Here is a 15,214-nt window from a genome sequence, read left to right as displayed (position 1 = left end):
CCGCCACAGCGGCGTGACAAGGGTGAATGCGTGAGAGGGTGGAAATGCGGGCCACCAGGGCAGTCTCTCATTTCCCGAAATGGGGCGACTGCCGTTAGCGCGGCTAGAGCAGCAGCCCGTCCACCGTGTGAAGCGCCACGCCGACCAGCCCGCCGACCAGCGTACCGTTGATCCGGATATATTGCAGATCGCGCCCCACCGCATTTTCCAGCCGGTCGGTGATCGTCTGCGCGTCCCAGCCGCGCACCGTCTCGGAAACCAGGGTGACGATGCCATGGCCGTAACGCGCTGCCGTGCCTGCGGCGATCCGGCGCGCGAACCGGTTGACGACATGCTTGAGGGCCGGATCATCCCGCAGCGTCTCGCCGATCTGGCGCGTGATGTCGCCAAGCTTCCCGGCAAGCACGGCCTGCGGATCCCGCGCCGCCTTGAGCAGCCCTTCCCGCGCCGCCTGCCACAGGCCGTCCAGCCAGCGCTGCATCGCCGGATTGGCGATCATCTCGTCGCGGATCCGGTCGACCCGCGCCTGCATGTCGGGATCGTGCTGGAGATCGAAGGCGAGGGTCATCAACCCCTCCTCGACCTTCACGCGCAGGCTGTGCGCCGGATCGTCCGCCGCTTCCTGCAGCAGATTGTCCAGCCCCTCGATGATCTTGGTGGCCAGCGTCTCGTCGAGTCCGGTCCAGCGCATCAGCGAGCCGGATTTCTCGTGGACCATCTGGTGGATCAGCGCGCTGTTCGCTTCCAGCGTCCGCGCCGCCCAGCGGATGAACGCATCCATGACCGGTTGATGGCGACCGTCCTTCATCGCCGCCGACAGCGACTGCCCGAGCAAGGGTGCGAGCTTGAGCTGGCCGATGCGCTGGGTAAGCGCGGTCTTGATCATGCCGCCGAGCCGCTCGTCGCCCAGCGCGTCGATGCTGTCCGCGAGCAGCCGCGAGGCGCCGCGTCGCAGCCGGTCGTCGCCCGCCGCCGGCGCGGCCAGCAGCCGCCCCGCCGCGCCCGCGACATCGAGCCGCGCCATGCGCCGCGCGATCACGGCCGGCGTCAGGAAATTGTCGCGCAGGAAGGCCGCAAGCGTGTCGCCGATCCGGTCCTTGTTGCGCGGGATGATCGCCGTGTGCGGGATAGGCAGGCCGAGCGGGTGGCGGAACAAAGCCGTCACCGCGAACCAGTCCGCGAGCCCGCCGACCATGGCCGCTTCGGCAAAGGCGCGCACGAAGCCGATCGCGGGATGGACCGGCTCGAAGCTGCGTGCCGCAATATAGAGCGCGGCCATGACGACGAGCAGGCCGGTGGCGACGATGCGCATCCGCCTCGCGCCGTTGGCCGCTATCCGGATCATCACCCTCTCTCGCCTGGCATCGTCACCCGTTCATGCAGCGTCCGCCGCATGGAGACAAGCCTGTCGGCACGCTTTGGTTCCCGGTTTTACTCGGCGGGCTGCGGAACGGGCTGATCGTGCTTGCCATCGTAAGTGAGGATGCGGCGGCGCAACCAGGGGCCGATGCGCTTCTCGGCGCCGTCGGCCAGGCTGAAGCCGGCCGGCACGATGACCAGCGTCAGCATGGTCGAGAGGATCAGGCCGCCAATCACGGTGACGCCCATCGGCGAGCGCCAGGCGCCGTCACCCGAGAGCGAGAGCGCGGTCGGGATCATGCCCGCGACCATCGCGACGGTGGTCATGACGATCGGCTGCGCGCGCTTGTGGCCCGCTTCCATGATCGCCTCGAACTTGGGCACGCCGCGATGCATCTCCTCCAGGGCGAAGTCGATCAGCAGGATCGAGTTCTTGGAGACTATGCCGAGCAGCATCAGGATGCCGATATAGACCGAGATGCTGATCGGCTGGCCAAGCAGGACCAGGAACAGGAGGCCTCCCAACGGCGCCAGGGTGAGCGAGGACATGTTCACCATCGGCGAGAGGAAGCGCTTGTAGAGCAGCACCAGCACCGCGAACACCAGCGCCACGCCGGAGAAGACGGCGATGATGAAGTTGGTGATCAGCTCCTGCTGCCATTTGTCGTTGCCCACCGCCTCGTTGGAGACGCCCGAGGGGAGGTTCTTCATGATCGGCAGGGCCTTGATCTTGTTCATGACCGGACCCTTGACCGCGTCACGCGCAAGATCGGCGCCGACGAAGATGCGGCGCTGCTGGTTGTAGCGCTGGATCTGGGTGGGGCCGGAGCCGAAGCTGATGTCCGCCACGCGGCTGAGCGGCACCGACCCGCCCGAGACGGTCTGCACCGGGAGGTTCTCGATCGTCGAGAGATCGCGCCGCGAATTTTCGGGCAGCATCACGCGGATCGGGATCTGCCGGTCGGACAGCGAGAATTTGGCGCTGTTCTGGTCGATTTCGCCAAGCGTCGCGATGCGGATCGTCTGGCTGAGCGCCGATGTCGTGACGCCGAGTTGCGCGGCCAGATCGAAATGCGGCTTGATGACGAGCTCGGGCCGCTTGAGGTCCGCCTCGATGCGCGGCGCGACCGCCTCGGGCACGGCCTTGATCTGCTCGAGCAGGATGGACGCCGTCTTCTCCAGCTTGTCCGCATCGCTGCCTGTCAGCATGACGGAAATATCGCGGCCCGTGCCGCCGCCGCCATTTTGCGACGAGAAGCTGACGCGCGCGTCCGGCACCTGTGACAGGATCGGCGTGAGGTCCCGCTCGAACTCGATCGAGGTGCGCTTGCGATCCGGCTTCAGCGTGATGAACACGCGCGCGAAGCCCTCCGTGACGATCTCGACCGCCGAATTGACCTCGGGCTGCTTGTTGACGATCGCCGCGACGCGATCGGCAACAGCCTCGGTCTGCTTGATCGTGGTGCCCGGCACCAGGTTGATGCGCACCTGGCTGAAGTCGCGATCGGAGGTCGGCTGGAACTGCTGCGGCATCTTCATGAGCAGGATGACCGTGATGCTCAGGGCCAAGGCCGCGACGCCCATCATCCACACGCGATGATCGAGGAAGCGCGCCATGATGTAGCGCGTCCGGCGGGTGAAGTGATTGGTGTCATAGCCGACGACCCGGCCATAGATCATCCCGACAATGAAGTTGATGATGCCGCCCAGGATGTAGGCGCCCAGCAGCATGCCGAGCAGGGACATCACCATCATGGCCGGCGAGGTCGGATCCGCCTCCGCCGCCTGGGTCGCGGCTGCGCCCGCCTGCGCACCGCCCGTCAGCATTTTCAGGAGCGCCACGATGCCGAACATGACGAGGCCCGTCGCCAGTGCGGCGCCGTGGAACCAGACGCTCGTCGGCACGCGGCCGATGCGCTCGCGCATGGCCCGGAACCGGCTGGTGTCGATCGACCAGTGGAGCAGGCCCATGTAGCGATCCATCAGCCAGCCTTCGCCATGCTTCGCCTCGCCATGCGGCTCGAGGAAATAGGCCGCGATCATCGGCGTGATCATGCGCGCAACGGCAAGGCTGATGAGGACCGCGATGACCACGGTGATGCCGAAATTCTTGAAGAACTGACCCGAAATGCCGGGCATCAGGCCGACCGGCAAGAACACCGCGACGATCGACATGGTCGTGGCGACGACCGCAAGGCCGATCTCGTCGGCTGCGTCGATCGATGCCTGATAGGCGCTCTTGCCCATGCGCATGTGCCGGACGATATTCTCGATCTCCACGATCGCGTCGTCGACCAGCACGCCCGCGACCAGGCTGAGCGCGAGCAGCGAGAGCTGATTGAGGTTGAAGCCGATCAGATCGAGGAACCAGAAGGTCGGGATCGCCGAGAGCGGGATCGCGACGGCGCTGATCGCCGTGGCGCGCCAGTCCCGCAGGAAGATGAACACGACGATGACGGCGAGCACCGCGCCCTCGACCATCGCGTCGATCGAGCTGCTATACTGCCCCTTGGTATAGTCGACGCTGGTGAAGAGCTGCGTGAACTTGACCCCAGGATTTTCCTTTTCGAGCTGGGCGATGACTTTCATCGAGTCATCATAGACAGACACGTCCGACGCGCCCTTGGCGCGGAAGATGGAGAAGGTGACGACCTGCGTGCCCTTCACCTTGGAGATGCGCGTCAGCTCGCCATAGCCATCCGTGACCGAGGCGATGTCGGCGAGATGGATGGTGCGCCCGTTGCCAAGCGAAATTTCCGTCTGGCCGAGCGCGAAGGCATCCTGCGCGTTGCCGACGACGCGGACCGACTGGCGTGATCCGGCGATCTCCGTCTTGCCGCCGGCGGCATTGAGATTGATCTGGCGCAGCGCGGTGTTGACCTGCGCCGCCGTCACGCCGAGCGACTGCATCTTGTAGGGATCGAGAATGACGCGGATTTCGCGATCCACGCCGCCGTTGCGGCTGACCTGCGACATGCCGGGAACACTGAGCAGACGCTTGGCGATCGTATCGTCCACGAACCAGCTCAACTGCTCGATCGTCATGTCGGTGGCGCCGACCGCGAAGAAGGCCAGCTCGTTGTCGTTCACCTCGATCTTGGTGACCTGGGGCTCGAGAATGCCGTCCGGCAGATCGCTGCGGATCTGGTCGATGGCATTCTTGACTTCATTCACCGCGACGTCGGGATTCTTGCCGATCTGGAACTGGACCGTGGTCTGGCTGCTGCCTTCGCGCGCCTGGGAGTCGATTTCGTCGACACCGTTGAGCGCGCGCACCGCCGCTTCGACGCGCTGGGTGATCTGCTTCTCGATCTCGGTCGGTGCCGCGCCCGGCTGGCTGACCAGCACATTGACGGCCGGGAAATCGATGTCCGGATCGTTGACGACGGCCATCCGGCTGAACGAGATGAGACCGGCCAGGGTCAGGCCGATGAACAGGACGATGGGCACCACCGGATTGCGGATGCACCATGCGGAGATATTGCGAAAACTCATTGCCCTGCGTCCTGATCGACCGGCGGCGGAGGCGGCGGGGCCGCCTTCGCCTTACCGGCGTGGCTCGTTGCTGTTGACGACCTTGGTCTTGACGGTCTCGCCGACGTTCAAGAAGCCGCCGGCATACAGGACGACCTTCTCGTCGCCCGACAGGCCGCTGGAGATCGCAAGCCCCTTCGGCGTCACCGAGCCTGTCGTCACCCGGCGACGCTGCACCTTGTTGTTCTTGTCGACGATGTAGACATAACTGCCCTTCTCGTCGTTCTGCACCGCCGATTCCGGCAGCACCGCCGCGCTGACCTTCGCCATCGCGATCTGGGCATTGGCAAAGCCGCCCGGACGAAGCGCCGGATTGGGGGACAGCGCGATGCGCGCGAAACCCTGACGATTGGTCGCGTCGATGACGGGGGAGATCTGCCAGACACGGCCCTCGAAGCTCTGCGGAACGCCGACCGGCGTGACCTGAGCGACCGTGCCGACCTTCAGCGCGGCCAGCTCATTCTCCGAGAGCAGCGCCCGCATCTCCATCTCGCCGCCTTGCGCGATGCGGAACAGCGCCGTGGCGCCACCGCTGACGACCTGGCCCGGCTCGACAGAGCGGGTCAGCACGAGGCCGCGATCGGGCGCGCGAATGTCGAGCCGGCCGACCTGCGCGCGCATCTGATTGAGCTGCGCGATGGCGACGTTGACGCGCGCGACGGCGGCATCCCGCGTCGCGATCTTCTGGTCGATATCCGCCTTCGACACGAAGCCGTCGGCGACCAGCGCCTTGGCGCGATCGAGATTGTTCTGGGCAAGCTTGGCATCGGCGCGATTGACCTCGACCTGCGCGGCGAGCTGGGCGATCTGCTGCGACTGCACAGAGCGCTCGATCGTGGCGAGCACCTGGCCGGCGCCGACCCAGTCACCGGGCTGGACATGCACGGCGATGACGCGGCCGCCCTCGCCCACCACGCCGACCGGCATGTCGACCCGCGCCGCCAGCGATCCGGTCGCGTTGGCGATGCGCGTGACGGCCTCCTGACCGGGAACCGCCACGGTCACCAGCGGCACCTGGTTCGTGTCCTGATCCGTCGCGGACCCACCCTTCATGAAGCGAATGACCCCGAAGGCAATGATCGCGAGCAAGACGATGCCGCCGACGATCAGGAGCAGACGCCGCCGCTTCCGCCGGGTTTCCTCGTCGATCTGATCGGCCATCACGCTGTCGTATTTCATGTTCGTTTCGTAGTTCATGAGTTTCGCCGCCCCGGCGCCCGAGCGCCCTTCGTCGTTGGCGCTGTATTATCCGAATAAATCACCACCGGCAAGCCGGATTCGATCGAATTTCGCAGCCGCAACATTTCTCTCAAGCCCCCCGCTCGACCGCCGCGCCACGCAGGCTGCCAGTCATGTCACGTCATTCGCGATGAACGGAGCATGAAGCTCGCCGTCCGAACTTCCGCATTTGCGGCCGGTTACAGCCATTTTACGCGGAACTGACGGTGCGCGCTTGTAGACTTGGTCTACTTGCTGTCAACCGATTTCAGGCGCCGTTTCGGTGCGATCGATCAGCCGTTCAGGGGCTGTTGCGCACGCGCATCAAAGGCGTGACCGCGGCTCTGCGAACTTCCGAACGGGATTGTGAAACGCGCCGTCTGGCCGAGATCATGGCAAGATCATGCGCCATCATGCCGGCTGCCACCGCCAGCCACACACGCTCAGGCGGAGCGATCGACCAGTCCGCGGCTGAGATTATGCGATGCTGCGAGCAGGTGGACATTGGCCTGCGAGCTGATCTTGGCGATCAGTGCGCTGACCATCTCGTTGGTGAGATCGACCTGAGGCGCGCCCGACGCCTCGATACGCGTGCTCACGCCGCCGCTTGGCGTCTCACTTTGCACCGCGCGCACCGGCTGATAGCCAGGCGACGCCGCATTGGCGACATTGGAGGCGCTGGCGGCCATCTGCGCCATGCTTGCATGGATGCCGGAAAGGGAGGTGCCGATTGTGCTCATTGGGCCCTTCTAGCCGCCCATCCTTAAGCGAGGGCGCAAGGAGATGGTTGAGGCGCAATTAGGCGAAACGCGTCAGTTCCGTTCGGCCGGTTTGCGCAGCGCCGCGCAGCGCGGGCCGAATTTCTGGAGGATGTCGAGCGGGGGCGCCACGATCGCGCCATTGCCCGTCACCATGCCCGCATCCGCTGTTCCCGTCCGGAGGGCCGTATCGAGTGCCCCGTCGAAAGCGACGGTCGCCGAGCGCGATTTCATCTCCGGCGACAGCTCCAGCGAGGCTGGCGTCAGCGCAAAATTCTGCCCGCCGATCCGCAGCGCGCTCGCCTCACCCTCCTCGGGCGGCCAATAGACCTCCAGTGCCGTGCCGCCCTTCCGGCACCGCAGGATCGCGCCCTTCAGGCTCGCGCTGCCGATGAAGGCCGCCGTCTCGTCCGGCAGGTCGAGATATTTCCAATGGGTCTGCGCCGCCATCCGGTCTTTGCCGCTGCCGGTCATGTCGAGATAATAAGCCAGGTCCGCCGCCATCGCCTGCGCCGCGATATCCTCGCGCTGTACAGCCAGCGCCGCACGTTTGCGCTCGACCGCGGCGCGCAGCCCGGCCTTGCCGCTGCCGGCCTGCAGCGCGACATAGACCTCCACCGCCCGCACCCAGATCCCGTCCTCGCTCTCCACATCCTCGACGACACGCGCGAACGGATCGAAAATCTGCATCATGCTGCCCGGATAATCACGCTTCATCCTGGCCGGCGTCGGCACGAACATCGCCACCACCAGCCCGCCTTTGGGATAGAACATCCGCACGCAGGCGCCGATGCCGGTCGAAACGTGCGAGAGCGACAGCGGCGTCGGCATCGCGGCGATCGGGTCGCCATTCCATGCGAGCGCGCCCTCGACCCGCAGCGGATCGCCGGGCAGCACGCCCTTCAACACCCGCACCGGCTCCAGCTCGACGGCCGGCGCCATGTCCGTCACATCATCGGGCCCCGACCTGACCCGCGCCAGCACGATCAGCGAGGCCTTGCCCACCAGCTCGAAATTGGTGGGGACGCGATAGCCCTTGACCGGCGAGCAGGCGTAGGTGGGGTTGGGGATGAGACAGAGGAAGAGGACGAGCCAGCGCGTCATGTGGCCGCCACCTGGTTACGAGGTAAGAACGAGCGAACGATTATTTGCGCAGCCAGCGGGCATCGGCCTTGCCGAACCAGTGCTTGCCGTCCTTGGGGCCATCATAGGGATTGACGCCGTCCCAACGCTTGCCCGCGAACCGATCGCCGTCGAGCGTTGTTGCCAGCACCTGCCTGACGTTGTGACGCAGTTTGCGCGCCGCCTTCGCCTTCCAAGCGGCCTCGCTCGGCGCGCTGGCATTGCCAAAAATCGGTGTCTTGCGGCGGCTGCGGGACATGGGCGCGGCCTCAGGCAGCGGCGTAGATAGCCGGGCGATAGCGTGGCTCGGGCACAGCTATACCGTTCGCCTGCGCCGTCTCGATCCACAGTTCGATCGCGATCTCCGCCTCGGCAATGGCTTCCGAGGGTGTGTCGCCATGCGCCGAACAAGGGCGCAAATCAGGAACGTCGGCGATCCAGCAATCGTCGTCGGGATACCAGAAGACATTGATATGATAGCGGTGCTGCATCATTCTTCCAAAGTCAGGCCATACTCCTCGATCATATCAAGAAATTCGCGAACCTGATAGCGCTTTGCATCCCTGCCCTTGGGCTGAAGCACGAGCAACTTGGGGCACTTGGTATGGACATAGGAACGATGACTGCCCCTTGTGCGGGCATTGATGAAGCCAAAGGCCTCGACCATCGCGATGAAATCCCGGAAGTCGATTGAACGATTGGTCGTTTCGAGAAGTTGGGCATAGAGCTTGGAGGGCTTAACCATGGCTGACCTCCGACGCGGGAGTTGCTGTGGCGGCGACGGTTTCGAGGTCGGCGAAGGAGCGGATCATTCATATTACCTTTCCGTCTCCTTATCCAAGGCGTGCCGGAAGAAGCACAGCAACCACAACATTATATTTTTTGAACTTGTGGTTCCGATTTCGCTGGCCTCGGCCAGCCTTGAACTCGCGGTTCAAATTTATCCGAGAACTTTTGCCAAACTCGACGTGCGGTATCTCCCGTCAATGGCGCATCAGCATCAAGAGCGCAGTTCACAAATTCTGCGATAATGTCCCAGCAGGGCCTTCCGTCTGTCGGCACTGCATAGCCCGTCCCATGCGCACCGATGCCACGACCAGCGGTGAAGTCACGCATTCGAATCAAGAGGCGCGCAATCAAACCCAACTGAACCACGTTCATTTTTGCGGCCGCTCGCGGTTCAATGGCTTGCTGAAATCGCAGGGCACCAAATTCCATCCAGTTAGACGGCCAAGCTCGAAAAAGTTGATCGACCTCTCGCTCCCAAGCTTCGAGCAGGTCATCAAAATGGAAGAGTGAGAGCTTGGAAAGAAACTGAAACTCATGCTCTCGAACAGTCGGCCCGCTTATAGTGCACCATGTGAACCCATTTGCCGTATTTGGATCTCCTCGTTTGACCTTTTTAACACCCTCTTCCGACAAAAAATCTTGCATTGCGTACTCAAGTGATTGGCGAAGCAAATAAGCATGCCGGCCATCAATGCGTCGCAAAACATCGAGCGCTGCCTTGAACCTCCTCACGTCCGACTGCGATGTTCGTTGATAGGCGCGCATTTGCGCACGATAATCTTGAGGCCCTTCAGACCAAATTCGTGCCGATTCTGCCTCCCACACGAGCACGTAGCATAGGTCGCTCCTCAGCCGCATGATCGCTTCCGACTTAGTCGCTGCCGGAAGTGTTCGGCCGGACGCCTGGCAACGATCCCAATACAGATCAAAAACGGATTGCGTCGCTCGCCTCGAGAGCAATTCATTGAGCAACGTCAAAGCGTCTCGATATTTTCCGTCGATACTGAAAGCGTCGTTCGTTATGCGCGGCCACTGATATTCCCCATCTTCTGAAAGGCCGAGCGTGAGCCGAAAACTCATGCCTACCGCCCAAACTTCCGCGTCGTCTTCCCATACCGCCCCTTGCGCGTCCCCGGCTTGCCCTCGGTCGCGCGGCCCTGATAGCGGCCGGCCTGCCCGGTCACCTGCTGCTCGGCGGGCAGGCCCAGCTCCTCCGCCTCCAGCTTGCGGATCTCGTCCCGCAACCGCCCGGCCTCCTCGAACTCCAGGTCCGCCGCCGCCGCGCGCATCTTCTTCTCCAGTTCCTCGATGTACGCGCGCAGATTGTGGCCGACCATGTGCGGCCGGTTCTCGTCGCCGGTCTCGATCAACACGCTGTCCTTGTTGGAGACATGGGCGATGATGTCGCCGATGTTGCGCTTGATCGTCGTCGGCGTGATGCCGTGCTCGAGATTATAGGCTTCCTGCTTCTCGCGCCGCCGTCCGGTCTCGTTGAGCGCGCGCTCCATCGATCCGGTGATGCGGTCGGCATAGAGGATCACCCGCCCGTCGACATTGCGCGCGGCGCGGCCGATCGTCTGGATGAGCGAGGTTTCGGAGCGCAGGAAGCCCTCCTTGTCCGCATCGAGAATGCCGACCAGCCCGCATTCCGGAATGTCCAGCCCCTCGCGCAGCAGGTTGATGCCGACCAGCACGTCATAGACGCCCAGCCGAAGATCCCGGATCAATTCGATCCGTTCGAGAGTCTCCACGTCGCTGTGCATGTAGCGCACCTTGAGGCCCGCCTCGTGCATGAACTCGGTCAGATCCTCGGCCATGCGCTTGGTCAGCGTCGTCACCAGCGTGCGATAGCCCCTGGCCGCCGTGATCCGCGCCTCGTTGATGAGATCGTCGACCTGATCCTCGACCGGCTTGATCTCCACCGGCGGATCGATCAGCCCGGTCGGGCGGATCACCTGCTCGCTGAATACGCCGCCAGTCCGCTCCATCTCCCAGTGGCCGGGCGTGGCCGAGACACTCACCGTCTGTGGCCGCATCGCGTCCCACTCGTTGAAGCGCAGCGGGCGATTGTCGATGCAGCTCGGCAGGCGGAAGCCATACTCCGCCAGCGTCACCTTGCGGCGATGATCGCCGCGCGCCATCGCGCCGATCTGCGGCACGGTCTGGTGGCTCTCGTCGACGAAGAGGATGGCATTCTCGGGCAGATATTCGAACAGCGTCGGCGGCGGCTCGCCCGGCAGCCGCCCTGTCAAAAAGCGCGAATAATTCTCGATGCCCGCGCACGATCCCGTCGCCGCGATCATCTCCAGGTCGAAATTGGTGCGCTGCTCCAGCCGCTGCGCTTCCAGCAGCCGCCCTTCCTCCTGCAACTCCTTCAGCCGCTCGGTCAGTTCATGACGGATCGCCTCCATCGCCTGCTTGAGCGTCGGCCCCGGCGTGACGTGGTGGCTGTTGGGGAAGACCTTCACATAGTCGAGCGAAGCCGCCTTCTTGCCGGTCAGCGGATCGAACTCGACAATCTCCTCGATCTCGTCGCCGAAGAAGCTCACCCGCCAGGCATTATCCTCATAGTGGCTCGGGAAAATCTCCAGATTGTCCCCCCGCACCCTGAACGCCCCACGTGCGAACGCCGCATCGTTGCGCTTGTACTGCAGCGCGACCAGCTTGCGGATGATCTCGCGCTGGTCGACCGTCTGCCCCTTCTTCATCGAGAAGGTCATCGCCGAATAGGTCTCGACCGAGCCGATGCCATAGAGGCAGGAAACCGAGGCGACGATGATCACATCGTCCCGCTCCAGCAGCGATCGCGTCGCCGAGTGGCGCATCCGGTCAATCGCCTCGTTCACCGAGCTTTCCTTCTCGATGTAGGTGTCGGACCGGGCGACATAGGCCTCGGGCTGGTAATAGTCGTAATAGCTGACGAAATATTCGACCGCATTCTCCGGGAAGAAGCTCTTGAACTCGCCATAGAGCTGTGCGGCCAGGATCTTGTTGGGCGCCAGGATCAGCGCCGGCCGCTGCACCGCCTCGATCACCTTGGCCATGGTGAAGGTCTTGCCCGATCCCGTGACGCCGAGCAGCACCTGATCCCGCTCGCCCGCCATCGCGCTCTCGACCAGCTCCGCGATCGCGGTCGGTTGGTCTCCCGCCGGCTCATAGTCCGAGACGAGCTTGAACGCCCGGCCTCCCTCCGCCTTCTCCGGCCGCGCCGGCCGATGGGGGACGAAATTACCGTCGGTTTCGGGCTCTGCGAGAGTCGTTCGGATCTGGATCGCCATAAGCGGGAATATGGCGATGAAGGGTCAAGGGGGCAAGGAGGGATGAGAACAAAGAGGGGTCAGAGAGGTGGAATCAAGACAGGCCGGCGGCGCGCGGAATAGACCGCCATCTCAGGCGCTTCCTTGATCAGGGCGGGATCGGCAACGAGCCTCTTTCCCGCAAACCGCGCCGACAGGGCCGCCCCGATCCGCTGCGCCGCATCGGCTTTCTTGTCGATTTGATCCGCATACAGATAATGGACGTCGAACGCCCGTCCACGCACATCATATTCCATCGCGATCCAGCGCTTGCGCGGATCCGGATTTGCCAACGCCCAGGCTTCCTGGATCAGCATCTCCAGCTTCGAACTGTCGCGATACATGCGGATCGCTTTTCCCACATCCTTATGCAGCATGAGGAATGTGCGCCCATCGACCATCTCCGCATAGAGAAACACGCCGTCCGGATCGCCGCCCACGAGCGCCGCGACCTCCTGTCCGATCTCGGCCATAACGGGGCCGCCCTTGTCCATGTCCCCCGGCAGGCTCGTCGACGTCTGCGCCGTCTTCTCTTTCGTGTCGCCGGCCGACGGCTGCGCCGCGGCGCCATGCGCGAGCAGCGAAAGAACAATGCCGACGACGACAAGCCGCTTTCCCATAATCGACGACATCAGCATCGCCCCCGCTTCGCTTCCGTTACGGAAAATGATCTACCGCCATAACGGTCAAAAATCCATTGGCACGGCCTGCGGTTGAGTCCGATTTGGACCAGAATTGAGAGACGCCAAATGCGAGATCGACGACCTGACGCCGCTCACTTGCGCCGGGAAGCGCGAGAAGATCATCTCGTTACTTCAGTTCCTGGAAGTGATCCGGGATCGGCGGGTAGATGACCGGCTTGTCGCCATAGCGCTTGTCGAGCGCCGCCTGGCGGCGGTCCATCGAATCGCTCTTTGGATCGACCTGCTCGGGATAGAGGAGCGTCACCTCGAATTTCCGGCCGCGCACGTCATGTTCCATCACCAGCCAGCGCTTGCCTTCCGGTTCGACTTCCCACGCGTCGAGCACCAGCTCGTACAGGGCGTCGTCCATGTCAAAATACCGAACTTGCGCACCTTCATCCTTGAAAACCGCCCCATACACAGAATAATCCTGTATCTCGATGTAGATGAAGAGTCCGTCCGGATCACCGCCTACGATCGCAGCTCCTGCTGCCCCGATTTCACCGTAGAGAGGCCCAAGCTCTTTGAGTTTGTCATTGACCATGTCACTTGCTCCGTCGGTGATTCCCTACCATTTGTCGATACTTCTTGCCGTCGATATACCAGACGACGTCAAGCCTATCCGGCCTGAGTGACGCCCCGCTATAGTGCGGCGTGATGTCCACGGTAACTCGCTTCCCGGCCTTTCGCGCTTCGTCCCATTGATTTTCAATGACCCGATACTGACCCCGGTTAATACCGGAATCCTGCGGAAAATGGTTGATTGGAACCGGCGCACCGCCAAACCGCGAAGCGATGTAGTGCCCGCCATCATCTGTGCGAAGCCGGTCCTTGCCGCCTGCCTCCGCCTGGACCTTGCGCGATCTCTTTTCCTCGGCTTCCGAGGGAATTTCTCCGTGAACATTTTGCACCCGGCCGATCCTGTCGATCGAATAGCGATATCCATTCAGCTCGATCGTCTGGACTTTGGCGGAGAGCTGCTCGGAGATGCTTGGCGGATGCGCGGTATCGATGTCCCGGAAACTGGGGTCGTCGGGCGACCTTGGTATCGGGAGCTCGCCGTTATGGGTCCCCAAATACATGCCAAGCCCGCCGACACGCCCGAAGGTGTCCCGAGCCCTGACTCTGTTCGCATCGAGCCAGGCTTGTGTGGGCACCCGTAGTTTCTGGCCGACACGAAGCGTTCCGTTGACCGGAATTCCGTTGACCCAGGCGAGGCTGTCGGCTGACAGGCCCTTGCGATTTGCGGCGATCCGCGAAAGATTGTCGCCGGGCCGGACAGTATAAGTGGATGCATACCGGGAATCGGCCATCTCTTTTCTGATGTCATAGTTGGACTGGGGCAGCGCGAGACCGGTCTCCGATGACCGCGTCGCGGCGGGGCGCCCCTCCCTCGGCGTTCGGACGGCACGTGGATTGGAAGGAGATCCGGCCCCGAAGAATTGGCCGCGCCCGGAGAATGTGAACCGCCCGTCCTCGGGATCATGCCAGGGATTGAATTTCGTTTCGGTTGCCCTGGCTGGGCGACGCTCTGCAACCGTCGTCCCGTCCTCAAATAGAGAGAGAAAGCGGCGTTACGGACCTTTTGATGAGGCGAATCTGTCATTGACGGCTCTCCGCTAGAGAGATGACAAACCAATATTAAATCCTACATTACAATGAAATTTTACCAATTTGGTTATTTTGGCGCGGCATGGCTTGCCTGCAAGCGCAGGCGTCGATGGTCCAGCCCATCCAACCCCTTGCCCTCCCCCGCCAAACCCGGCATCCCCTCCCCCAGACCCGGCAACCGGGCAAAGGTCGCGTCGTTCGATCAACAGAGGATTGCCATCATGCGCCCAGTCCCGCTCACCGCCGCCCTCATCCTGCCCCTCGCGCTCGCCGCCTGCGACAAGGGCGGCCCGACTGTCTCGGCCACCAATGCGAGCACGGCCGAAGTGCAGGAAAAGGTCGCCGCGGCCTCCGGCGGGGGCGACGCGCTGATGGTCGAGCCCGGCCGCTGGGAAGGGACGATGACGATGCACGACATCCAGCTCGCCGGCATGGACAAGATGCCACCCGCCGCGAGGGCGCAGATGATCAGCCAGATGGGCAAGGCCAAGACCATCATCAGCTGCGTCACGCCCGAGGAAGTGAAGGCGAAGAACGGCTTCTTCAAAGGGCTGGACGACAAGAGCTGCAAATATGACCATTTCACCCTGGCCGGCGGCAAGCTGGATGCGGCGATGAGCTGCGCGCATGACGGCGGCGCGAAGGTGTCCATGACGATGAACGGCAGCTACTCGCCGCAGGCCTATCATATGGACATCGCCTCCCGGACCAGCGGCAACAGCCCGATGGGCATGTCCATGAAGATGACCATGGATGCCAAGCGCGTCGGCGCCTGCCGCGGCACACCCGACGAGAGCTGATCGCGACGGAACGAGCGGGGCGGGCTGTCCTACAGGCGCCGGGT

At 63.3% G+C, this 15,214-nt stretch carries 14 protein-coding genes; 1 reads left to right on the top strand and 13 read right to left on the bottom strand.

The window, feature by feature from the left end; all coding sequences use genetic code 11:
- Positions 1 to 103 precede the first annotated feature (103 nt).
- The 13 genes from KK488_RS13290 to KK488_RS13230 all read right to left on the bottom strand — a co-directional run bounded on the left by KK488_RS13290 (position 104) and on the right by KK488_RS13230 (position 14,072).
- Positions 104 to 1,345 (bottom strand): DUF445 domain-containing protein, encoded by a 1,242-nt coding sequence (locus KK488_RS13290; RefSeq protein ID WP_250890399.1) that lies wholly within the window; start codon positions 1,343 to 1,345, stop codon positions 104 to 106.
- 86 nt (positions 1,346 to 1,431) lie between these two features.
- Positions 1,432 to 4,854: an efflux RND transporter permease subunit gene (locus KK488_RS13285; RefSeq protein ID WP_214624164.1), complete on the bottom strand. Its 3,423-nt coding sequence runs from the start codon at positions 4,852 to 4,854 to the stop codon at positions 1,432 to 1,434.
- A 51-nt stretch (positions 4,855 to 4,905) separates the two neighbouring features.
- On the bottom strand, positions 4,906 to 6,090 hold the full coding sequence (locus tag KK488_RS13280) for an efflux RND transporter periplasmic adaptor subunit (RefSeq protein WP_214624163.1): 1,185 nt from the start codon (positions 6,088 to 6,090) through the stop codon (positions 4,906 to 4,908).
- A 464-nt stretch (positions 6,091 to 6,554) separates the two neighbouring features.
- Complete coding sequence (locus KK488_RS13275; RefSeq protein WP_214624162.1) at positions 6,555 to 6,851, bottom strand: hypothetical protein; 297 nt, start codon at positions 6,849 to 6,851, stop codon at positions 6,555 to 6,557.
- Positions 6,852 to 6,923: 72 nt separating this feature from the next.
- Complete coding sequence (locus KK488_RS13270) at positions 6,924 to 7,973, bottom strand: hypothetical protein (RefSeq protein ID WP_214624161.1); 1,050 nt, start codon at positions 7,971 to 7,973, stop codon at positions 6,924 to 6,926.
- A 40-nt stretch (positions 7,974 to 8,013) separates the two neighbouring features.
- Positions 8,014 to 8,250: a hypothetical protein gene (locus KK488_RS13265; protein WP_214624160.1), complete on the bottom strand. Its 237-nt coding sequence runs from the start codon at positions 8,248 to 8,250 to the stop codon at positions 8,014 to 8,016.
- A 10-nt stretch (positions 8,251 to 8,260) separates the two neighbouring features.
- Positions 8,261 to 8,485: a type II toxin-antitoxin system HicB family antitoxin gene (locus KK488_RS13260; protein ID WP_349356897.1), complete on the bottom strand. Its 225-nt coding sequence runs from the start codon at positions 8,483 to 8,485 to the stop codon at positions 8,261 to 8,263.
- Complete coding sequence (locus KK488_RS13255) at positions 8,482 to 8,736, bottom strand: type II toxin-antitoxin system HicA family toxin (protein ID WP_214624159.1); 255 nt, start codon at positions 8,734 to 8,736, stop codon at positions 8,482 to 8,484. The genes KK488_RS13260 and KK488_RS13255 overlap by 4 nt, the downstream gene beginning before the upstream one ends.
- Positions 8,737 to 8,864: 128 nt before the next feature.
- Positions 8,865 to 9,860: a hypothetical protein gene (locus KK488_RS13250; RefSeq protein ID WP_214624158.1), complete on the bottom strand. Its 996-nt coding sequence runs from the start codon at positions 9,858 to 9,860 to the stop codon at positions 8,865 to 8,867.
- 2 nt (positions 9,861 to 9,862) lie between these two features.
- Entirely contained in the window at positions 9,863 to 12,058 is a 2,196-nt protein-coding gene (uvrB, locus tag KK488_RS13245) for an excinuclease ABC subunit UvrB (protein ID WP_214624157.1), read from the bottom strand.
- A gap of 59 nt (positions 12,059 to 12,117) precedes the next feature.
- Positions 12,118 to 12,708 carry a hypothetical protein gene (locus tag KK488_RS13240; RefSeq protein WP_214624156.1) on the bottom strand — a complete coding sequence of 197 codons (591 nt, stop codon included), beginning with the start codon at positions 12,706 to 12,708 and terminating at the stop codon, positions 12,118 to 12,120.
- Positions 12,709 to 12,886: 178 nt separating this feature from the next.
- Complete coding sequence (locus KK488_RS13235) at positions 12,887 to 13,303, bottom strand: hypothetical protein (protein WP_214624155.1); 417 nt, start codon at positions 13,301 to 13,303, stop codon at positions 12,887 to 12,889.
- A gap of 1 nt (position 13,304) precedes the next feature.
- Positions 13,305 to 14,072, bottom strand: coding sequence for a LysM peptidoglycan-binding domain-containing protein (locus tag KK488_RS13230; RefSeq protein WP_214624154.1), 768 nt, complete (start codon positions 14,070 to 14,072; stop codon positions 13,305 to 13,307).
- A 519-nt stretch (positions 14,073 to 14,591) separates the two neighbouring features.
- Here KK488_RS13230 and KK488_RS13225 point away from each other — a divergent pair.
- Positions 14,592 to 15,170: a DUF3617 domain-containing protein gene (locus KK488_RS13225; RefSeq protein WP_214624153.1), complete on the top strand. Its 579-nt coding sequence runs from the start codon at positions 14,592 to 14,594 to the stop codon at positions 15,168 to 15,170.
- The last annotated feature ends 44 nt before the right edge of the window (positions 15,171 to 15,214 follow it).

The organism is Sphingobium nicotianae, assembly GCF_018603885.1.
GTDB classification, from domain to species: domain Bacteria; phylum Pseudomonadota; class Alphaproteobacteria; order Sphingomonadales; family Sphingomonadaceae; genus Sphingobium; species Sphingobium nicotianae.
The sequence above is the reverse complement of the archived record's forward strand: the minus strand, read 5'-3'. Positions and strand labels throughout refer to the sequence as shown.